The organism is Sphingomonas sp. RS2018 (assembly GCF_054489605.1).
The window spans coordinates 287,678-307,256 of sequence record NZ_JBTMWL010000003.1; the positions used below are offsets into that span (position 1 = coordinate 287,678).

Below are 19,579 nucleotides of genomic sequence, written 5' to 3' on the forward strand. Positions count from 1 at the left end.
GCGGGGATCATAGATGGCGGGCGGCGCTTTGCCAGCCTGTATCTCGACATCCGGAACATTCTACCGGATGTCGGGACTGGCTTGCGTCGGTTATCCTACCCGAACTGCTGCGGTCCGCATTTCTTGGCGACCCATTCGCCGTTCTTCCAGCACATCGCGTCCCAGCGCGGCGCGACCCACTGGCGGACGTAGATGCCCCAGGGGAAGCGCTGCTCGCCCGACAGGACGAGGCTGTTGCGCAGCTGGCGAAGGCGCTCCTGCGCGAAGGTCGTGAAGCTGCCGCGCGGCACGAACACGGCGAGGTTCGAAAGCTCGCCCGCGGTCTGACAGAAGGTCAGCTGTGCGCCGACCGTCGAGAAGCTGGAGTAGACGCGGGTGCCATACTGGTCGAGCGCGGTCTGGCCGGCCTTCTTGTTCTTCGCCGGCGCGACGCGGTTGAAATAGGCGGCGAGGCGGGAATAGGATTCGTCGAGCTCGACGCGGTGGTCGCCCAGGATCTTGTTGTAATTGTAGCGCGCGAGCAGCGGCGGCATGAAATCGCACTGCAGCGCGGCGACGTTCAGGCCGGCGCGCATGTTCCACACCAGCGCGGCCTTCAGCTCCTCAGGCGTGGCGCCGGGCAGCGTCTGGGCGATGATGCCGGGTTCCTCGCCCGTCACGGGCGCGCCGCGCAGGTCGGGCGGCTGGAAGAAGAACTGGGCGGACGCGGGCAGCGCCGCGGTGGCGGCCAGCACGGCCGCGGTGGAAACGGCCAGGATACGCAACGGCTTCATCGACAACCTCTCGAACGGGCCGGGACGCCACGTCTGGTGCCAGCGATTAAGCATGTTCGGCTGCTTTCAAAAGGGTTTTGTTCGTCGTCCGCGGCGCTTGCGACGGGCCGTTCGCCCGTGCTGTCCGAAACGCGCGCCCCGAGAATCGAAAGGGCCGCCCGGTTTCCCGGACGGCCCAAACGTTTTGCGAAGGCCGTGATACACAGCCTCCACGATGATTACATCGCGTTGGTGGTCGCGGTGTTGGTCATCATCATGTTGGCGTCCATCGTGTTGGCCATCATGGCGTCGTTGCCCATGGCGCCGTCGACGGCGGTCATGTTGTCGGTCATCGTGCCGTCCATCGTCGCGTCGGTGACGTTCAGATCGGTGACAACGGTGTTCTCAGGGGTGGTCTCGGTCGAACCGCCGCAGGCGGAAACGAGCAGCGCCGCGCCGGCGATCATCGAGGCCGTCAGGCCCTTGGCAAGAATTGCACGCATGTGGAAGCTCCCTAGATAAGGCGATCCGGGTCGGCTGGATGCCTTTTTTATTCCCCAAATCGAGGGGGACATTAAACAACATCCACGCTGCCCTCAAGCCTCGTTTTTCGCAGTTGCACACGTAAGCGCCGCCAGGAAGGCGGGAAAGGCGGTTTTGAGCGCCGCGTCGAAGCCCTCCAGCGAGGGGGAACGCCCGAGCGCGGCGGCGCTGGTGACGCCGTAATCGGCGATGCCGCACGGCACGATACCGCCGAAATGTGACAGATCGGGGGACAGGTTGACCGAAAAGCCGTGCATCGTGACCCAGCGTTTCACGCGCACGCCGATCGCACCGATCTTCGCCTCGCCACGGATGGAATCGCGCGTCCAGATGCCGATGCGGCCCTCCGCGCGGAACGCCTCGATGCCGATGCCGGCCAGCGCATCGATCACCCAGCCCTCCAGCGCATGGACGAAGCAGCGCACGTCGCGGCCGCGCTTGGCGAGATCGAGTACGAGATAGCCGACGCGCTGGCCCGGCCCGTGATAGGTGTAGCGCCCGCCGCGCCCGGTCGCGTGGACGGGGAAGCGGGCGTCGATCAGCTCGGCGACATCGGCGCTGGTGCCGGCGGTGTAGAGCGGCGGATGTTCGAGCAGCCAGACGAGTTCGGACGCGGCGCCGGCCTGCACTGCGGCATTGCATGCCTCCATCTCCGCCAGCGCGGCGGCATAATCGGTCAGGCCGGGCGTCACGCGCCATTCGATCTCTTGCGTCTGAGGGGTGAGGGTGTCGTCCATCGCCCATGCAGATGCTGACGCCGAACGCGATTGGCAAGGATACGGGCGCTGGGCTATGCGCCGGCCGACCATAGGGGACAGATAGATGGCGAGCATTGGGCAGGTCTGGGACCGTACCACCGAGTTTCTGGGCGACCACCTGCCGCGGCTGATGCCGGTGATCGTGCTGGCGCTGTTCGTGCCGGCGTGCATCTCGGGCAGCGTCGAGCCGTTGCGGCTGACGGCCGGCCTTCCGACGCGGCTGGGCCTGTTCGCCGTCTCGACGATCGTCGCGCTGTTGTCGCTCTGGGGACAGCTGGTCATCGTGTCGCGCGCAATCGATCCGGCGCTGGGGCAGGGCGCGCAGCGGGTCGCGACGTCGCGGTTGCTGCCGGCGATCGGCGTGTTCGTGCTGGTCGTGATCGGTTTTGCCGCGCTGTTCGTGCCGCTGGCGCTGCTGCTGGTGCTGGCCGGGATCGACCCGGCGGCGGCGCGGGGTGGCGGGGCCGCGATGTTCAGTGCGATGACGCCGACGCTGGGCTGGTCGATCGTCGCCTATACGTTCGTCTATCTGATCCTGATCCTGTTCGTTGGCGCGCGCCTGATGCCGTTGATCGGCGTCGTCGCGGCGGAGCGGCGCGGCCTAAGCGCGATCCCGCGCGCGTTTCGTCTGTCGCGCGGCATGACGTGGAAGCTGGTTGGCGTGCTGCTGCTCTACGTCGTCGTGACGTTCGTCGCGGTGATGGCGGTGAACAGCGTCGTCGGGTCGATCGTGAAGCTGGCGCTCGGCGGGACCGGCCCGGTCACCGCCGCGAGCGTGGTGACCGCGATCGTGAGCGCGGTGGTGACGACGGCGCTGACGGCATTGGCGGCAGCGTTCTACGGCAAGCTCTATGTCGCGCTGGCGGGCGAAGCATCGCTGTCGCAAGGGTCGGGCGTCGGCGACGGCGTGGTCGCGTGAGATTGTCCTATGCCGCGGCGTTCGGTGGTGCGTGGCGCCTGTGGCGGCGCGACGCCGGCGCGCTGGTGCCGATCGCCGGGCTGACGATGTTCCTGCCGCAATATGCGGTGCTGCTGCTGGTGCCGCCGATGCCGGCGATGCTGGCGGTCAGCGACCAGCCGGCCACCGAAGCGGAGATCCGGGCGTGGACCGAGGCGCTGTCGGGCTGGTTGACCAGCTATGGCGTCTGGTACGCGCTGGCGGCGCTGCTCGGGCTGTTCGGCGCGCTGGCGGTGATCGCCTTTCAGAGCGATCCGGCGCGACCGACGTTGGGGCACGCGCTGCGCCGCGCGGTGTTGTTGTTGCCGCGCTATCTGCTGTGCTCGACGCTGGTCGCGGTGCCGGCGGTCGGCATCCTGATGCCGGGGGCGGGTGCGCGGGTTCTGCTGATGGCGCTCATCCCGGTCGCCTTCTACCTGCTGGGGCGCACGATGCTCGCCGGGCCGGTGATCGTCGCGCAGGCACCGGTGGGTGCGGTGGCGGCGATCCAGCGCAGCTGGCGCATGACGCGCGGCAACGGCTGGGTCATGGCGGGCAGCTATGGCGCGGTGCTGCTGGCCGCGCAGCTGGCGGGCGCACTGTTCCTGGCGCTGGCGGCGCTCGCGAATGGCGCGGGTGGCACCAATCCGGTCGTCGCCGCGGTGTTCGACGGGGCGGCGTCGCTGACGACGGCGGTGGCGGCCCTGGCGCTCGCGCTGGTCGAGGTCGCGCTCTATCGGCGCCTGTCGAGCGATGGGCTGTCGAGCAGCGGCACCTGAGGGGCGGCGTCGCGCGGCAGCAGGCCGGCGACGCGGGGATCGGCGAAGGTCTCGATCGTGCGCTTGACGGGCACGAAGCCGGCGGCGCGATAGACGCCGAGCGCGCGTGGATGATCGAGCGTGCAGGTGTGGACCCATACCCGCGCCACGTCCTTCGCCCAGGCGCGCTGGATGGCGTGGGCGAGCAGCCAGCGGCCATGCCCCTGACCGACGAGTTCGGGGACCAGCCCGACATAGGAGAGCTCGCACGCGCCGGCGACACGGTAGTCCAGCTCCAGCATGCCGACCTCGATCCCCGTCGGATCGGCGACGGCGAACACGGCGACGCGGGGATCGCCGATGATCGCGGTCAGCCGCGCATCGTCCATCGCGAGGCGCGAAAACCACAGCCACGGCGTGCCGACGCGGGCGAAGAGCGTGCGATAGGCGGCGGGCGCCGGCTGAGCCCACGGCACCAGCCGCAGTCGCGATTCGGGGAGCGGTCGGGGGCGGGGTCGCTCGGGCATCTCCAGCGTGGTGACGATCGTCGCCAACTGGTCGGGCGGCACCGGGGTCAGGCCCATCGGTTCAGGCCCACAACATCAGGCCCACGTCGCGCGCGGCGGCAGGCTCATCAGGATCGCGTCGATGTTGCCGCCGGTCTTCAACCCGAACAGCGTGCCGCGATCGTAGACGAGGTTGAATTCCGCGTAGCGCCCGCGCCACGCCAGCATCGTTGCCTCGTCCTCCGGCGTCCACACATCGTTCATGCGCCGTCGCACGATTCGCGGATAAGCCTCTAGAAACGCACGCCCGACATCCTGGGTTAAGGCGAAGTCGTCTTCGAAGCCGTGTTCGAGATGATCGTAGAAGATGCCGCCGACGCCGCGGTTCACGTGGCGGTGCGGGATGCGGAAATACTCCTCCGCCCAGGCCGAGAAGCGGTCGTAATAATCGTCGCCGTGGCGGTCGCACGCTGCCTTCAGCTCGGCATGAAAATCCTGTGTGTCGTGCGCGTCGGGCAGCGGCGGGTTGAGGTCGGCGCCGCCGCCGAACCAGCGCTTCGTGGTGCAGAGGAAGCGGGTGTTCATGTGGACCGCGGGGACGTGCGGGTTCGCCATGTGCGCGACGAGACTGATGCCGGTGGCGAAGAATTGCGGATGATCGGCCGCGCCGTGGATCGACTTGGCGAACTCGCCCTCGAACTCGCCGCCGACGGTGGAGACGTTGACGCCGACCTTCTCGAACACCTTGCCCTTCATCACCCCGCGCACGCCCCCGCCGCCGGGTTCGCCGGAAGGGTCGGTCCGGTCCCAGGCGACATAGTCGAACGTCGCGTCGGACCCGGCCTCGCGCTCGATCGCCTCGAACTCGGCGCAGATCAGGTCGCGAAGGTGCTCGAACCACTGGCGAGCTTGGGTCTGTTCGGCGTCTAATGGCTGCATGCGCGGGCGTTTAGCGGAGGGGGCAGGGGCAAGTCGATGGGGCGGAATGTCTCAGGGGGGCTTGCGTGTCCCTTTCTGCCGGGCCTAGCAGCAGGCGAGAGTGGGTAGGGCAATGTTGAAACTGAACCAGGCGGCGCTGCTTTTGATGGTGCCGGCGATACTGGGTGAAGCGGTGCAGCATGCCGCTGAAGTCCATTTCGGCATGTATGTCCCGATCGTCATCGCAGATTGCATCGTGGTCGGGTTTCTGGCGTTCGCGATCGGATCGATCCTGTCGACCCGGCTCAGCCGTCGGACCTAATTCTCGTGTCTCCAGCGTCCGCGGATTTCGCGCCGGTTTCTTTCGCTTTCTCGATCCGTTCGATCGAAACTTTTTTGGCAGGATCAAGAAACGCGGAAAACGCCATGCCAAGCGCCAGGGCAACGGCCCCGGTGGCCGCGGGCCGTGCCGTCTTGACCTTTCGAAGGATCGCCGGAAGCGCGAAGATAAATGCGATGAACGCGGCGAGCGACAAGACCAAGGTCATTACAGCGATGTGTCCCTGACGTTTTGCACATTCAAGACGGGTTGCACATTCAAGACGGGCAGCCGCACCACCGCTGTCGCCACATCATCCTGCCGCCACACGATCCGCTTCGGCCAGGGTCGCGGGTGAAGCCGCCATCCAGGGCAGCGTTTCGGCGTCCTTTCGGGCCATCCAGTGCGGCAGGCCCGGATAGATGCGCGACATGTGGACGTAGCCGTCCGGGTCGGCGGCATGGAGGCGGTCGAGCTCGGCAGTCTTCTCGACCGCGATCGCGTTGCGTCGGTACGCCGCGTCCGCGCCGCCCTGAAGATCGTGAAGGGCAGGTCGCGCAAACCGATCAATGACGCGTCGCTCGGCTTGCGCCTTGCCGAGTGGGCGGGCGTCGTCGCTCGGTCGCGGCGCTTGGGGCGTCGTGCCAGCCGGCTGTGCCAGCCGGCCGTGCGACGACGGCAGCAAGCGAGAGGGCGCGAGATAATGGTTTCACGCATGAAAGCCGCTGATGTATCAAGCGTCGGTATCGACCGTGTTTCCCGGCCACGTGCCGGTCTGTCGCAACGCTTCGGCCAGCACGATCGCGACCGATACCGACAGGTTGAGCGAGCGCAGCGGCGGCGCCATAAGCACGACGACGCGCGCATCGGCACGAGCGTGGACAGGGTCTGGAACGCCGGCGCCCTCCTGCCCGAACAACAGCACATCGTCCGCGGCAAAGGCGAAGTCGTGGAGCGGCGTCGCGCCCTTCGTCGTCAGCAGCACCAGCCGCCCGCTCGCCACTTCAGAGAACGTCGCCCAGTCGGCGTGGCGGGTGACCGGTACATGCGCGATATAGTCCATCCCGGCCCGCGCCACGCGCTTGTCGTCCCACGCGAATCCCATCGGCTCGATCAGGTCGACACCGACGCCCAGACACGCGGCGGTGCGCAGGACGGCGCCGACGTTTCCGGCGATCTCGGGCTGGTAAAGGGCGATGCGCATGGCCTCAGCCTTAGCGGCCACAACGGTCCACGCAAATTGCTGTTGGCAAAGCGCTCCTGCGCCGTTTATCAGGCCCGCCAACCACCGGGGGCAACCGGGGGGCGCACCACGGCTATCCGCTGTGATTCCGCGCCACAGGGATTCGAAGTGCAAGGGCTGATGCATGGCAACTGACCACGAGGCGATCGCAGAGGGTCCGAAGGATCCGCGCCGCCGCGACTATCTGCAGATCGGCGCCGTCGCCTTCGCCGGCGTCGGCGTGGGCGTGATCGCGCTGCCGCTCGTCAACCAGATGAACCCGTCGGCCGACGTGCTGGCCCAGTCGACGACCGAGATCGATATCTCGGCGATCCAGGCGGGGCAGGCGATCAAGACGACGTTCCGCAAGCAGCCGCTGTTCGTGCGCAACCTGACGCCCAAGGAAATCGCCGAGGCCGATGCCGTCGCGGTGTCTTCGCTGCGCGATCCGCAGACGCTGGAAGAGCGCACGAAGACGGGCAAGAAGAACTGGCTCATCACGCTGGGCGTCTGCACCCATCTCGGCTGCGTGCCGCTGGGCGCGGGCGAGGGCGAGAACAAGGGGCCGTTCGGCGGCTATTTCTGCCCGTGCCACGGCTCGGCCTACGACACCGCCGGCCGCATCCGGCAGGGACCGGCGCCGACCAACCTGCACGTGCCCGAATATGCATTCACCTCCGACACCGTCGTGACGGTCGGCTGATAGGGATCAGGACATCATGAGCTTTCCCTGGGCCAAGCATTACGCGCCGAAGAACCCGCTGATGAAGTGGGTGGACGAGCGCCTGCCGCTGCCGCGCTTCGTCTACAACGCGGTCGGCGCCGGTTATCCGGTGCCGCGCAACCTCAACTATTTCTGGAACTTCGGCGTGCTCGCCGGCGCCGCGCTCGCGATCCAGATCGTCACCGGCATCGTGCTCGCGATGCACTATGCCGCCAACGGCGACATCGCGTTCAACTCGGTCGAGCACATCATGCGCGACGTGAACGCGGGCTGGTTCCTGCGCTATGCGCACGCCAACGGCGCGTCGATGTTCCTGGCGGTCGTCTACATCCACATCGGTCGCGGCCTCTACTACGGGTCGTACAAGGCGCCGCGCGAGATGGTGTGGCTGCTCGGCGTCGTCATCTTCCTCCTCATGATGGCGACCGCGTTCATGGGCTATGTGCTCCCCTGGGGACAGATGAGCTTCTGGGGCGCGCAGGTCATCACCGGCTTCTTCTCGGCGATCCCGCTGGTGGGCGAGACGATCCGCATCTGGCTGCTGGGCGGCTTCGCGCCGGACAATGCCGCGCTGAACCGCTTCTTCTCGCTCCACTATCTGCTGCCGTTCGTGATCGCGGGCGTCATCATCCTGCACATCTGGGCGCTGCATATTCCGGGGTCGAACAACCCGACCGGCGTCGAGGTGAAGGACGAGCAGGATACGGTGCCGTTCCACCCGTATTATACGGCCAAGGACGGCTTCGGGCTCGGCGTGTTCCTGCTGATCTTCGCCTCGCTGATCTTCTTCTCGCCGAACCTGCTGGGCCACCCGGACAACTACATCCCGGCCAACCCGCTCTCGACGCCCGCGCACATCGTGCCGGAATGGTATTTCCTGCCGTTCTACGCGATCCTGAAGTCGTTCACGATCGACTTCCTGTTCCCGGCGAAGCTGTGGGGCGTGCTGGCGATGTTCGGCTCGATCCTACTACTGTTCTTCCTGCCGTGGCTCGACACCTCGCCGGTGCGGTCGGCCAATTTCCGGCCGGTGTACCGTTGGTTCCTGGTCGCGCTGGTGCTGGACGTGGTGGTGCTGGGTTATGTCGGCGGCGCGGCCCCGACGGCGGGCGTGATCCTGCTCGGACAGCTCGCTTCGGCCTATTACTTCCTCCACTTCCTGGTGATCCTGCCGATCGTGTCGGCGATGGAGAAGCCCCGCCCGCTGCCCAACTCGATCACCGAGGCGGTACTGGCGAAGCATGGCGGCACCAGCCCCGCACAGACAGCGATGAGCGGCGGCATTGTCGCCCCGGCCGAATAAGGACAGACGATGCTCGGTTTTCTAGGAGTTCGCCCGTTCGCCTTTCTGGCCGGGCTCGCATTTGCGGTGATGGCGCTGATCGGCGGCATCTCGACCGTCGTTAGCATGGTGCAGGAGCCCGAAAGGCCCACTGCGGAACATGAGTTCCACAAGCATCCGAAGGAGCTGGAGCTTGCCTCGAACGGCATCACCGGCAAGTTCGACCGCCAGCAGCTGCAGCGCGGTTTCCAGGTGTTCAAGGAAGTCTGTTCGGCGTGCCATTCGCTGAAGCTGGTCGCGTTCCGCGATCTGCAGCAGATCGGCTATTCCGAAGCCGAGGTGAAGGCGATCGCCGGCCAGTGGGCGATCGAGACGCCCGCGCCGAACCCGGAGACGGGCGAGATGGCGACGCGCAAGAACCTCGCCTCCGACCACTTCCCGGCGCCGTTCGCCAACGACATCGCCGCGCGCGCCGCCAATAACAATGCGGTGCCGCCCGACCTGTCGCTGATGACCAAGGCGCGTCACGACGGCCCGGCATACATCTATTCGCTCATCACCGGCTATGCGAACCAGCCGGCCGAGCTGCTCGCCAAGTTCCCGGATGCGAAGACGCCGAAGGGGCTGCACTACAATCCGTATTTCGCGAACCTCAACCTCGCGATGGCACCGCCGCTGACCGCCAACGGGCAGGTCCAATATACCGACGGCACCGCTTCGACGGTCGACCAGATGGCGAAGGACGTCGCGGCGTTCCTGGTGTGGACGGCGGAGCCGAAGCTGGAGGCGCGCCACACGACGGGCTGGGCTGCGGTGATCTTCCTCATCATCTTCTGCGGTCTGGCATACGGCGCCTATCAGAGCGTCTGGCGCGACGTGAAGCATTGATCGACGGCGGGCTTCGCCCCGCGCCACGACGAGCCTGAAGGGGCGGCGCAGCGGAACCGTTGCGTCGCCCCTCTGTTTCGGAATAGCGCTCGCGTATCTGGCGCCTTTTCTGGAACCCAGCCCATGTCCTTCTTACGCACCCTGCTCGTCACCGGCGCCGCCGGCCTCGCACTTGCCGGCTGTACCGACGGCTATGGCTATTCGGGGGTGTCGGTCGGCTATGGCGGCGGCGGATATGGGCGCGGCTATTATGACGACGGCTTCGGCTACGCGAACTACGCGCCGAGCTATTACGGCTGGTACGGCGACTATTATTATCCCGGCACCGGCTCCTACGTCTACGACAGCTATCGCCGGCCGCAGCGCTGGAACGACACGCAGCGTGCGTATTGGGAAGGCCGTCGCCAGAATTGGCGCGGCGACCGAAATGCGATCCGAGACAACTGGGCCGGCTATGCCCGTGATCGGCGGCAGGATGGGCGCGGGTGGCGTGATGGCCGGCGCGACGATCGCCCGACCTATCGCGAGGGACATGCGCCGCGTGGAGACGTGGCGCGAGGGCGGCGGGACGATCGCCAAGTCTATCGGCAAGGACAAGCACCACGGGCCGAGGGCATGCGCGAACGTCGCGAAGAGCGTCGGCCCAATCGGAGCGAGGGGCGGCAGGATCGGCAGGGCGCGCGGCGCGGTCGGCGGGATTAGGTCTCGGTAGGGTTTTCCGCCAGCCTGAGCGGGCTCACCAACAATGTGCTTCGACTTCGCTCAGCACGAACGGTAGCGGGGCTGATACACATGTTGGCGTGCTCCCGCGAGGGCGGGAGCCCAAGGTTACGGGCAAAGGCTTTTGTGACTCTGGACTCCCACCTGCGCGGGAGCACCGGACATGGCGGGCGGTCGCCTTAATCTCAATACCGCGGCAGAGGCGGGCGACGGTCGAGCATGGCGATAGCGGGCGAGATCGCCAGCCGCCGGTCCTCGCCAGCCCAGTCGGGAAGCGCCGGGCGCAGGTGCGACGCCGGGATCATCATCAGGGCGCGGTTGGGCGTCTCGGTCATCGGCTGACGGATCGACGGGTTGGCGCAGGTCGCGCACCGGCTCGGGCGGGTGCGTTCGCCGGCGCGGCGCGGCGGAGACGGCTGATTATTATCGTGCTGCGGAGCCGCGGCTGCGTCGGCGGGCGTCGATGCGTCCGCCCAGGCCGGCGAAGCGGCGAGGGCGAACAGCAGCGACACGGCGGGCCAGATCGTCATGGCGCGATGCTATACCGCCCTGTCGCGCATCGCAATGTCGCATGTGCGCGGGTGCGGCCGGGGCGGATGGCGACATCCGCCCCGGCGCGTGTCACACGTTGAACCGGAAGAGCAACACATCGCCGTCCTTGACGACGTATTCCTTACCCTCGGAGCGCAGCTTTCCGGCGTCGCGCGCACCAGCCTCACCCCTGAATGCGACATAGTCGTCGAAGGCGATGGTTTCGGCGCGGATGAAGCCGCGTTCGAAGTCGGTGTGGATCTCGCCCGCCGCCTGCGGAGCCTTGGCGCCGACATGCGTGGTCCAGGCGCGCGCTTCCTTCGGGCCGACGGTAAAGAAGGTCAGCAGGTGGAGCAGCTCGTAGCCGGCGCGGATGACGCGCGACAGGCCCGATTCGGTGAGGCCCAGTTCACCCAGGAAGTCGGCGCGGTCCTCGGCCGGCATGGTGGCGATATCGGCCTCGATCGCGGCGGAGACGACGACGGCCTCGGCGCCTTCCGCCTTCGCCTTCTCGAACACCTTGGCCGACAGCGCGTTGCCCTCGGCCGCATCCTCTTCGTTCACGTTGCAGACGTAGAGCACGGGCTTGGCGGTGATGAGCTGCGACGCCTTGAACACGCGCTCCTCCTCGGCGTCCTTCGGCACCACGAGGCGCGCGGGCTTTCCGTCACGCAGCAGGTCGAGCGCCTGACCGAGCACGGCGGCGGCGACCTTTGCCTCCTTGTCGCCCTGCGTCGCCTTCTTGGCGAGGTTCGGTACGCGCTTTTCGAGGCTTTCGAGGTCGGAGAGCATCAGCTCGGTTTCGACCGTCTCGGCATCCGCGATCGGATCGACGCGGTTGTCGACATGCTGGATGTCGTCGTTCTCGAAACAGCGCAGGACGTGGACGATCGCGTCCACCTCCCGGATGTTCCCCAGGAACTGGTTGCCGAGCCCCTCGCCCTTCGACGCGCCGCGCACCAGCCCGGCGATGTCGACGAAGCCCAGCTGCGTTTCGATGATCTTGGCCGAGCCGGCGATCTCGGCCAGCTTCTGCAGCCGGTCGTCGGGGACGGCGACGTTGCCGACGTTCGGCTCGATCGTGCAGAACGGGTAGTTGGCCGCCTGCGCCGCCGCCGTCTCGGTCAGCGCGTTGAAGAGCGTCGACTTGCCGACGTTCGGCAGGCCGACGATGCCGCAGCGGAAACCCATGAAATTCGCCCTCGTTCTGATGTTCGTCCGGAAAGCGCGCGCGATAGGGCATCGGCGGCGTCGACGCCAGCGGCGGCGGCCATAGGCTCGATGTGGTCCCTTATGGAGTTATGGCGATGCCCATCGCGATCAGCCTTGCCATGATGGTGTCGGGCGCGGCGGCGACGGTGGCCGATATCGATGCGGCCGCGCGCGCGGCGATGGCGCGGACGGGGGCGAAGGGGCTGGCGGTCGCGGTGGTCGACCGGGGCCGGGTGACGGCGGTGCGAACCTATGGCGCGCGCAACGCCGCGGGCGCGCCGCTGGGGCTGGACACGGTGATGTACGGCGCGTCGCTGACGAAGGCGGTGTTCGGCTATCTCGTCGCGCAGCTGGCGGCGGAGGGGCGCATCGGCCTGGACGTGCCGACCGCGCGTTATCTCGACCGGCCGCTGCCCGATTACGGCAACCTCGACGCCTATGGTCACTGGGGCGATCTGGCCGGGGACGAGCGCTGGCGTCGGCTGACGCCGCGGATGCTGCTCAACCATGCGAGCGGTTTCGCCAACTATGCCTTCGTCGAGCCGGACGGGAAGCTGCGCTTCCACGCCGATCCGGGTACGCGTTATGGTTACTCGGGCGAGGGCATCCTGCTGCTTCAGTTCGTGCTGGAGAAGGGGCTGGGGATCGATGTCGGCAAGGAAGTGCAGCGGCGCATCCTGATGCCCGCGGGCGCGACGCGGACCAGTCTGATGTGGCGCGCGGACTTCGCAACCGACCTGGCGGACGGCTGGGACGACACGGGCAAGCCGCATCCGCACGATGGCCGCAGCCGCGTGCGCGCGTCGGGATCGATGGACACCACCATCGCCGACATGGCGCGCATCACCGCCTTCATCGCGCGCGGGGAAGGGTTGCCGAAGGCGGCACGGGCCGGCTGGGCGCGCGGCACCCTGGCCATCACCACGCGGTCGCAGTTCCCGACGATCCAGCCCGACGCCGCACCGGTCGATCGCCCGGCCGCGCGGGCGGCGCTGGGCGTCGTCGCCTTCGACGGACCGCAAGGGCCGGGCTGGTACAAGGGCGGGCACGACGACATCACCGCCAATACGATGGTGTGCATCGAGCGATCGCGCCGATGCGTGGTGGTGCTGTCGAACGACGTCCGCGCCGAGCGCGCGTTCCCGACGCTGGTCCGCGCCGTGCTGGGCGAGACGGGCGTGCCCTTTCGCTGGGAATATCCCGGCGCGGAATAGGGCGACGGTCCTCGTCGCAAACCGAAGGGCGCGGTTCGACCGTGCCCCCCCCTCGATAGATCCGACCGCTGACCGGCCGTCTTCCAACGGCTGACGACTGGCATGGCTTCTGGAGGATGCGCCGTTAGCGGCAGATATCGCAATGAACAAGTATAGTTAAAATAGCTCCACAGCTACTAATAAGCAGATTAACCCATCGAATTAACCAGTAAACGCAATCATACTGTGTCGCATTTGAAGACACGATACTTATAAACGTTTGAAATGCATACGTTTTATTTTTTCAATTGTCGCACAACCTCCCTTTGAAGCCGATTAACAGTGCATGTATCAGAACATCAGTACAGCGCATCAAACGACACACACAAAGGGAACACACCATGAAGAAGTACATGATCGCCGCCGCCGCCCTGACCGCCGCGGTTTCGGGCAACGCGATGGCCGCCACCACGGTCAACCTGGTCAACAACGGCAGCTTCGAGCAGACCAGCCGCACGGGCAACTTCCAGTTCGGCGACGATCCCGTTGCAGCCGGCACGGTGACGGGCTGGACCTCGACCTCGACGGCGGAAACGCGCGCCGCTGGCGGCTACGGCTACAACCTGCTGGTCAATTCGGCGAACACCACCGCGAACGCAGCGGGCCGTTACAGCTACACGAACCAGGAGTATCTGGTGAGCGCGCCGACCGGCACCAGCGGCCGCGGCAACTTCGTCGTCCTGGACGGCGACACGACCGCACGTGGCGTGCTGAGCCAGACCCTGACGGGCCTGATCGCCGGCAACACCTACACGCTGTCGTTCGACTGGGCCGCTGGCCAGCTCGCCAGCCGCACCGGTGCGACCACCGAATCGCTGACCTACAGCTTCGGTGGCCAGGCGTTCACGACCAACACCGTCAACACGCCGTCGGGCGGTTCGGCTCCTTGGGCGACCGTGACGCGCAGCTTCCAGGCAACCGGTGCCACGCAGACCCTGTCGTTCCTGTCGAACGGCACGCCTAACGGCCTGCCGCCGGTCGCCCTGCTCGACAACGTGTCGGTCACGGCCGCTGTGCCTGAGCCGGCCACCTGGGGCATGATGATCGTCGGCTTCGGTGCGATGGGCGCCCAGCTGCGTCGCCGCCGCACCGCGACGAAGGTCACCTTCGCCTAATCACGGGTCGAAGAGACGAACATGGGGCGGCGGTGACCTTCGGGTCGCCGCCGCTTCGTGCGTTGCGACGCTGGCGGACATGATTTCCTCAACCTTTTTGCCGCAGACAGTCGTCCGGCGGCGAACCGCGCGGAAATGGACGGATTGACGATGGGCGAGATGGTGGTGAACCTGGTGCGGCTCAGCATTTGGCTGGCACTGCTGGCGACGCTGTTCGTGCCGCTGGAATGGCTGTTCACGCTGAAGGAGCGCGAGCGGGCCGGCGCCGGCGCGGGCCGCCGCCGCTGGACCGCGCGCCTGTCGGACCTCGGCTATTACTATCTCAACGGGCTGTTGCCGGGCGTGATCCTCGCGCCGCTGCTGGGCGCGGTAGCGCTGGCGGTCCATGCCGCGACGCCCGATGCCTATGTCGCCTGGGTGGCGAGCCTGCCGTTCCTCGTGAAGCTGTCGGCCGGGTTGCTGGTCGCCGAAGTCGGCGCCTATTGGGGCCATCGCTGGTGCCACGCGGTCCCGTTTCTCTGGCGCTTCCACGCGGTCCATCATTCGATCGAGCATCTCGACTGGCTGGCGAACACCCGCGCGCATCCGCTCGACATCGTGTTCGTGCGGCTGTGTGGGCTGGTGCCGCTCTATGCGCTGGGCCTCGCGTCCGCCAACGCACGCGGGGCGGATGCGATGATCCCGGTCTATATCACACTGGTCGGCACGGTGTGGTCGTTCCTGGTCCACGCCAATGTGCGCTGGCGGTTCGGGGTGCTGGAGCAATTGGCGGCGACGCCCGCGTTCCACCACTGGCACCACACCAACAGCGTCGAGGGGCGCGACCGCAATTTCGCGGCGATGTTCCCGTGGGTCGACCGGCTGTTCGGCACGCTCCACCTGCCGCGCAATGCCTGGCCGCCGGTTTATGGCATCGACGAGCCGGTCACGGGCGGCATGGCGGAGGAGCTGATGCATCCCTTCCACCAGCCGAAGCCGGTGGCGCGGGAGCGGGTGGCCGAGGGTGAGGTGGCCTGAAACCTAACCCCCGTTCGTGTTGAGCGCAGTCGAAGCACCTCGTGGTGAGGTGCCCTTCGACTGCGGTCAGGGCGAACGGGGGTGAATGGGCTACCGCTCGTACGCCTTCGGCAGCGCGCCGTCGGTCGCGTTGATGTAGCGGTTGCGCAGGCGGACCTGGCGCGAGTCCATCGGTTGCGGCTTGCCGTCGATCCACACCGCAGTCGGGGCCGACGACAGTTCGAGCGGGTCGCCGCTCCACAACACGACGTCGGCGCGGCGGCCGGGGCGCAGCGAGCCGATCTCAACGCCCATGCCGATCACCTCGGCGGGCTTGGAGGTGATGGCGGCGAACGCCTCGCCCCAGGTCAGGCCGGTCTGGCCCGGCACCTTCGACAGCGCGACGAGGTTGCCGGCGAACTGCTTCAGAACATGTTCGCCGCCCGAGCCGTCGTAGAGCACGCCGACGGTGACGCCCGCCTTCATCATCCGGCCGACGTTCGCCTCGGTCGCGGCGAGCATCTCGAACGACAGCGGCAGATCGGCGAGCGCGGAGGCCATTACCGGCACGCGCGCGGCGGCGATCTCGTTCGCGACCATCCAGCCCTCTGCCGCGCCGGTAAGGACGAGGCGCAGCTTCGGGTAGCGTTTGGGCAGCGTCAGCACTTGGCGGATGTCGGCGGCGCGCTCGACATGGACAACCAAAGGCATCGCGCCGTCGAGCACCTTAAGCAGCGCATCGGCATCGGCGCGGGTCAGCAGCGCATCCTTGCTGCGCCCGTCGAAACCCGACGGGTTGCGACGATAGTCGGCGGCTTGGCGCAACGCCTCGTGCAGCGCGACATAGGCGGCGGGGCGACTGCCGCCGGCGGCGCGCGCGCCGGTCTCGCCCAACTCGACGAACTGGAAGACGCGGGCGCGGGTGACCGGATCAGGATCGGCGCCGAGATCGATGACGGCGCCCTGGCCGCTCCAGATCGCGCCGCTGCCGCCCGGCGCGACGATGGCGCGGGTGACGCCACCGACGCGTTCGTTGCCGATCATGACCGAGTCCGGGTTGATCGCCACGGAGACGTCGATCGCCGCATTGTAGGGCGAGGTGCGGGCGTTGCCGTCGTTGCTTTCCTGCACCCCGTCCGAATCGGCGAGGCCGAGGTTGCCGATGCCGGCGGTGATGCCCGCCGTCACCCATTTGCCGGTCGCATCGACGACCTGAGCGCCCGCCGGCAGGGCGACGCCGGTTCCGGCGGCGACGATGCGGCCGTCGCGGACGACGACGGTGCCGTTCGGGATCGGCGAGGAGCCGTCGCCGATCGCGACCGTGCCGCCGGTGATAACGATCGTTTGCGCAGCGGCGGGCGTGGCGACAAGCGCGGTGGCCGCGAGCAGGAGAGCCTTCACTTCACGTCTCCCATGCCGGGCTGGCCGAGTTCGAAATCGCTGACCGGACGGCGGCGCGGGTCGCTGGAATCGTAGAGGAGGGCGCCGTCCACCCAGACCTTTTCGGGGCGGGTGTAGACGCTGAACGGATCGCCGTTCCACAGCACGACGTCCGCCATCTTGCCCGGCTTCAGCGATCCGGTGACGCCGTCGATCCCCAGCGCCTTGGCCGGGTTGATCGTCAGCCAGCGCCAAGCGGCGGCGTCACTGACGTCGATGCCGGCGCGGCGGCCGGCGGACAGCGCCTTGGCGACCTCCTGGTTCAGCCGCTGGATGCCGTTGCCGTCGTCGCTGTGGATCATTCCGCACGCGCCCGCCTTTTCCAGCAGCGCGAGGTTTTCGTGGATGCCGTCGTAGCTTTCCATCTTGAAGCCGTACCAGTCGGCCCAGACGGCGGCGCAGGTACCGTTCTGCTTCAGCAGGTCTGCGATCTTGTATGCCTCCACCGCGTGGTGGAAAGCGGTGACCTTGTACCCGAACTCCTTCGCCATATCCATGACGATGGCCATTTCGTCGGCGCGGTAGCAGTGGTTCTGGACGCGGATCTCGCCGTCCAGCACGCCGCGCAGCGTGTCCATCGCGATGTTGCGCGCGGGCGGCTCACCGCCGTCCTTCTCGTACTTGGTCCAGCGGCGGTCGTAGTCCTGCGCCTGTGCCCAGGTCGCGCGATCGACCGCGATGTTGCCCATGCGGGTGGAGGGCTGGCGGCCCTTGCCGCCATAGACGCGCTTCGGGTTTTCGCCGCACGCCATCTTCAGGCCATAGGGTGCGCCGGGGAATTTCATCGCCTGCATCGTGCGGGCGTAGACGTTCTTGAGCACGACCGAGCGGCCGCCGAAGAGGTTGGCCGAACCGGGCAGGATCTGCAGCGTGGTGACGCCGCCGTTCGCCAGCGCGCGGCTGAAGCCCGGATCCTGCGGCCACACGCTGTGCTCGGCCCAGACATCGGCGGTGACGGGCGAAGTCGCCTCGTTGCCGTCCGAATGCGCCTGCACGCCGGGCGACGGATAGTCGCCGAGGTGGCTGTGGATGTCGATGATGCCGGGCGTCAGCACCTTGCCGGCGCCGTCGATGATCGTCGCACCGGCGGGCGCTTCCACGCTCTGGCCGACCGCGACGACCTTGCCGTCCGCCAGCAGGATCTGGCCGTTGTCGATCCGCCCGCCCTCGCCGTCGAAGATGGTGACGTTGCGCACGAGGGTCGGCACGCCGGGATAGGCGCGATAGGTCGAGGGGAAGGGATCGCGGGCATAGGTCGTGCCCGGCTTCTTCGCGGGCGTGGACGCCGCGGACTTCGGTGCCTCCTTCTGCGTACAGGCCGCCAGCGCGCTCGCGGCCAGCAGCGTCGCGGCGAGCCGCGCGTATCGAAGCGTCATTCGTTCAGGCCCCTTTGTCGTTGCCGCGATGGTAGGGGCGGGGGCCTCGCCGTTTCAAGCGGATAGCGGTGCGGTTGGCGACATTGGCTGTGCCTCCCACCGTTCGTGCGAGTGGTGTCGAAGTACCCGCCGGCCAAGTGCTTCGACTTCGCTCGGCACGGACGGTAAGGGGTGGGCGGACAAAAGGAGTTGAGCGATGACCGAGCAGATGACGGGCCTCGAACTGCGATCAACGGTGACGGCGGCGGGCAAGCTGGAGCTGACGCTGGAGCCGGTGACGCTGGACGCGCCGGGCGACGACGAGGTGATCGTCCGGGTGCAGGCGGCGCCGATCAACCCGTCCGACCTGGGGTTGCTAGTCGGTCCCGCCGATGCCGATAGCGCGGTCGCGGGCGGGACGGCGGAGCGGCCGACGCTGACGCTGGACGTGCCGCCCGAGCGAATGGCGGCGGTGCAGGCGCGGCTCGACCAGTCGCTGGCGGTCGGCAACGAGGGCGCGGGCGAGGTGATCGCGGCGGGCGCGAACGTGCAGGGGCTGCTCGGCAAGACCGTCGGGATGCTGGGCGGCGCGATGTACGCGCAGTACCGGCGCCTGCCGGCCAAGGACTGCGTGCCGTTGAAGGACGGGCAGGTCGCCGCCGATGGCGCCGCGATGTTCGTCAACCCGCTGACCGCGCTCGCCTTCGTCGAGACGATGCGGATGGAGGGGCATTCGGCGCTGGTGAATACGGCGGCGGCGTCGAATCTGGGGCAGATGCTGGTGCGCATCTGTCTGGCGGACGGCGTGCCGCTGGTAAACGTGGTGCGCAGCGAGGCGCAGGCCGCGCTGCTACGCGGCCTCGGCGCTACGCATGTGGTGGACAGCAGCGATGCCGATTTCCGGGCCAAGCTGACCGACGCGCTGGCCGAGACGGGCGCAACCATCGCGTTCGACGCGATCGGTGGCGGGAAGCTCGGCGGGCAGATACTCGCGGCGATGGAAGCGGCGGCAGGGCGCAAGGGCGGCGAATACAGTCGCTACGGCTCGGCCACGTTCAAGCAGCTCTACATCTACGGCGGGCTCGACACCGGGCCGACGACGCTCAACCGCGGCGCGCTCGGCTTTTCGTGGAGCGTCTCGGGCTGGCTGCTGACGCCGTTCCTGATGAAGGCCGAGCGCGAGGTGAATGTCCGACTGCGGGCGCGGGTGGTGGACGAGCTGACGACGACCTTCGCGAGCAGCTACACGCGCACCATTTCGCTGGCCGAGACGCTCGATCCTGAGGTGTTCGCGGCGTATAATCGCAAGGCGACGGGGGAGAAGTTCCTGATCGATCCGTCGCGATAGGG

23 protein-coding genes are annotated in these 19,579 nt (G+C 67.5%); 11 read left to right on the forward strand and 12 right to left on the reverse strand.

Annotated elements, in window-relative coordinates; translation table 11 throughout:
- Nucleotides 1–95 precede the first annotated feature (95 nt).
- The 3 genes from ACX40P_RS10740 to lipB form a co-directional block, all read right to left on the reverse strand.
- Nucleotides 96–827: a hypothetical protein gene (locus tag ACX40P_RS10740; RefSeq protein WP_459126334.1), complete on the reverse strand. Its 732-nt coding sequence runs from the start codon at nucleotides 825–827 to the stop codon at nucleotides 96–98.
- Between the two features lie 164 nt (nucleotides 828–991).
- Complete coding sequence (locus tag ACX40P_RS10745; protein ID WP_459126335.1) at nucleotides 992–1,255, reverse strand: hypothetical protein; 264 nt, start codon at nucleotides 1,253–1,255, stop codon at nucleotides 992–994.
- Nucleotides 1,256–1,348: 93 nt separating this feature from the next.
- Nucleotides 1,349–2,032: a lipoyl(octanoyl) transferase LipB gene (gene lipB, locus ACX40P_RS10750; protein ID WP_459126336.1), complete on the reverse strand. Its 684-nt coding sequence runs from the start codon at nucleotides 2,030–2,032 to the stop codon at nucleotides 1,349–1,351.
- An 85-nt stretch (nucleotides 2,033–2,117) separates the two neighbouring features.
- On the opposite strand from lipB, the gene ACX40P_RS10755 reads away from it, so the two are divergent.
- Both ACX40P_RS10755 and ACX40P_RS10760 read left to right on the forward strand, forming a co-directional pair.
- Nucleotides 2,118–2,972, forward strand: coding sequence for a hypothetical protein (locus ACX40P_RS10755; RefSeq protein ID WP_459126337.1), 855 nt, complete (start codon nucleotides 2,118–2,120; stop codon nucleotides 2,970–2,972).
- Entirely contained in the window at nucleotides 2,969–3,769 is an 801-nt protein-coding gene (locus ACX40P_RS10760) for a hypothetical protein (protein ID WP_459126338.1), read from the forward strand. The genes ACX40P_RS10755 and ACX40P_RS10760 overlap by 4 nt, the downstream gene beginning before the upstream one ends.
- On the opposite strand, the gene ACX40P_RS10765 is transcribed toward ACX40P_RS10760, so the two are convergent.
- Nucleotides 3,724–4,332: a GNAT family N-acetyltransferase gene (locus ACX40P_RS10765; RefSeq protein WP_459126339.1), complete on the reverse strand. Its 609-nt coding sequence runs from the start codon at nucleotides 4,330–4,332 to the stop codon at nucleotides 3,724–3,726. The two genes, ACX40P_RS10760 and ACX40P_RS10765, sit on opposite strands and share 46 nt — an antisense overlap.
- Nucleotides 4,333–4,350: 18 nt before the next feature.
- On the reverse strand, nucleotides 4,351–5,193 hold the full coding sequence (gene hemF, locus ACX40P_RS10770; protein ID WP_459126340.1) for an oxygen-dependent coproporphyrinogen oxidase: 843 nt from the start codon (nucleotides 5,191–5,193) through the stop codon (nucleotides 4,351–4,353).
- Nucleotides 5,194–5,305: 112 nt separating this feature from the next.
- Between hemF and ACX40P_RS10775 the strand changes: the two genes are divergently transcribed.
- Nucleotides 5,306–5,494 (forward strand): hypothetical protein, encoded by a 189-nt coding sequence (locus ACX40P_RS10775; RefSeq protein ID WP_459126341.1) that lies wholly within the window; start codon nucleotides 5,306–5,308, stop codon nucleotides 5,492–5,494.
- Here ACX40P_RS10775 and ACX40P_RS10780 read toward each other — a convergent pair.
- The 3 genes from ACX40P_RS10780 to ACX40P_RS10790 all read right to left on the reverse strand — a co-directional run bounded on the left by ACX40P_RS10780 (nucleotide 5,478) and on the right by ACX40P_RS10790 (nucleotide 6,695).
- On the reverse strand, nucleotides 5,478–5,720 hold the full coding sequence (locus tag ACX40P_RS10780; RefSeq protein ID WP_459126342.1) for a hypothetical protein: 243 nt from the start codon (nucleotides 5,718–5,720) through the stop codon (nucleotides 5,478–5,480). The two genes, ACX40P_RS10775 and ACX40P_RS10780, sit on opposite strands and share 17 nt — an antisense overlap.
- An 84-nt stretch (nucleotides 5,721–5,804) precedes the next feature.
- Nucleotides 5,805–6,176 (reverse strand): hypothetical protein, encoded by a 372-nt coding sequence (locus ACX40P_RS10785; protein ID WP_459126343.1) that lies wholly within the window; start codon nucleotides 6,174–6,176, stop codon nucleotides 5,805–5,807.
- Nucleotides 6,177–6,224: 48 nt separating this feature from the next.
- Nucleotides 6,225–6,695, reverse strand: coding sequence for a tRNA (cytidine(34)-2'-O)-methyltransferase (locus ACX40P_RS10790; protein WP_459126344.1), 471 nt, complete (start codon nucleotides 6,693–6,695; stop codon nucleotides 6,225–6,227).
- Nucleotides 6,696–6,858: 163 nt separating this feature from the next.
- Between ACX40P_RS10790 and petA the strand changes: the two genes are divergently transcribed.
- From petA to ACX40P_RS10810, 4 genes are all read left to right on the forward strand, one after another.
- Nucleotides 6,859–7,416: a ubiquinol-cytochrome c reductase iron-sulfur subunit gene (gene petA / locus ACX40P_RS10795; RefSeq protein ID WP_459126345.1), complete on the forward strand. Its 558-nt coding sequence runs from the start codon at nucleotides 6,859–6,861 to the stop codon at nucleotides 7,414–7,416.
- 16 nt (nucleotides 7,417–7,432) lie between these two features.
- A complete protein-coding gene (locus ACX40P_RS10800; protein ID WP_459126346.1) occupies nucleotides 7,433–8,740 on the forward strand; it encodes a cytochrome b in 1,308 nt (435 codons plus the stop codon).
- Nucleotides 8,741–8,749: 9 nt separating this feature from the next.
- Nucleotides 8,750–9,607 carry a cytochrome c1 gene (locus ACX40P_RS10805; protein WP_459126347.1) on the forward strand — a complete coding sequence of 286 codons (858 nt, stop codon included), beginning with the start codon at nucleotides 8,750–8,752 and terminating at the stop codon, nucleotides 9,605–9,607.
- A gap of 123 nt (nucleotides 9,608–9,730) precedes the next feature.
- On the forward strand, nucleotides 9,731–10,309 hold the full coding sequence (locus tag ACX40P_RS10810; RefSeq protein ID WP_459126348.1) for a peptidase: 579 nt from the start codon (nucleotides 9,731–9,733) through the stop codon (nucleotides 10,307–10,309).
- Between the two features lie 203 nt (nucleotides 10,310–10,512).
- Here the strand turns inward: ACX40P_RS10810 and ACX40P_RS10815 are convergent, their stop codons facing one another.
- Together ACX40P_RS10815 and ychF are read right to left on the reverse strand one after the other, a co-directional pair.
- Nucleotides 10,513–10,857, reverse strand: coding sequence for a hypothetical protein (locus ACX40P_RS10815; RefSeq protein WP_459126349.1), 345 nt, complete (start codon nucleotides 10,855–10,857; stop codon nucleotides 10,513–10,515).
- A gap of 91 nt (nucleotides 10,858–10,948) precedes the next feature.
- Complete coding sequence (gene ychF / locus ACX40P_RS10820) at nucleotides 10,949–12,049, reverse strand: redox-regulated ATPase YchF (protein WP_459126350.1); 1,101 nt, start codon at nucleotides 12,047–12,049, stop codon at nucleotides 10,949–10,951.
- Between the two features lie 116 nt (nucleotides 12,050–12,165).
- Between ychF and ACX40P_RS10825 the strand changes: the two genes are divergently transcribed.
- The 3 genes from ACX40P_RS10825 (at nucleotide 12,166) to ACX40P_RS10835 (ending at nucleotide 15,455) form a co-directional block, all read left to right on the forward strand.
- On the forward strand, nucleotides 12,166–13,284 hold the full coding sequence (locus ACX40P_RS10825; protein WP_459126351.1) for a serine hydrolase domain-containing protein: 1,119 nt from the start codon (nucleotides 12,166–12,168) through the stop codon (nucleotides 13,282–13,284).
- 380 nt (nucleotides 13,285–13,664) lie between these two features.
- Nucleotides 13,665–14,438, forward strand: a complete 774-nt coding sequence (locus ACX40P_RS10830; protein ID WP_459126352.1) for a PEPxxWA-CTERM sorting domain-containing protein — start codon at nucleotides 13,665–13,667, stop codon at nucleotides 14,436–14,438.
- Between the two features lie 57 nt (nucleotides 14,439–14,495).
- Nucleotides 14,496–15,455: a sterol desaturase family protein gene (locus ACX40P_RS10835; RefSeq protein ID WP_459126353.1), complete on the forward strand. Its 960-nt coding sequence runs from the start codon at nucleotides 14,496–14,498 to the stop codon at nucleotides 15,453–15,455.
- A 90-nt stretch (nucleotides 15,456–15,545) separates the two neighbouring features.
- Here ACX40P_RS10835 and ACX40P_RS10840 read toward each other — a convergent pair whose 3' ends face one another.
- Nucleotides 15,546–16,835: an amidohydrolase family protein gene (locus ACX40P_RS10840; RefSeq protein ID WP_459126354.1), complete on the reverse strand. Its 1,290-nt coding sequence runs from the start codon at nucleotides 16,833–16,835 to the stop codon at nucleotides 15,546–15,548.
- Nucleotides 16,832–18,250, reverse strand: coding sequence for an amidohydrolase (locus ACX40P_RS10845; protein ID WP_459126355.1), 1,419 nt, complete (start codon nucleotides 18,248–18,250; stop codon nucleotides 16,832–16,834). The genes ACX40P_RS10840 and ACX40P_RS10845 overlap by 4 nt, the downstream gene beginning before the upstream one ends.
- 196 nt (nucleotides 18,251–18,446) lie before the next feature.
- Between ACX40P_RS10845 and ACX40P_RS10850 the strand changes: the two genes are divergently transcribed.
- On the forward strand, nucleotides 18,447–19,577 hold the full coding sequence (locus ACX40P_RS10850; protein WP_459126356.1) for a zinc-binding dehydrogenase: 1,131 nt from the start codon (nucleotides 18,447–18,449) through the stop codon (nucleotides 19,575–19,577).
- The last annotated feature ends 2 nt before the right edge of the window (nucleotides 19,578–19,579 follow it).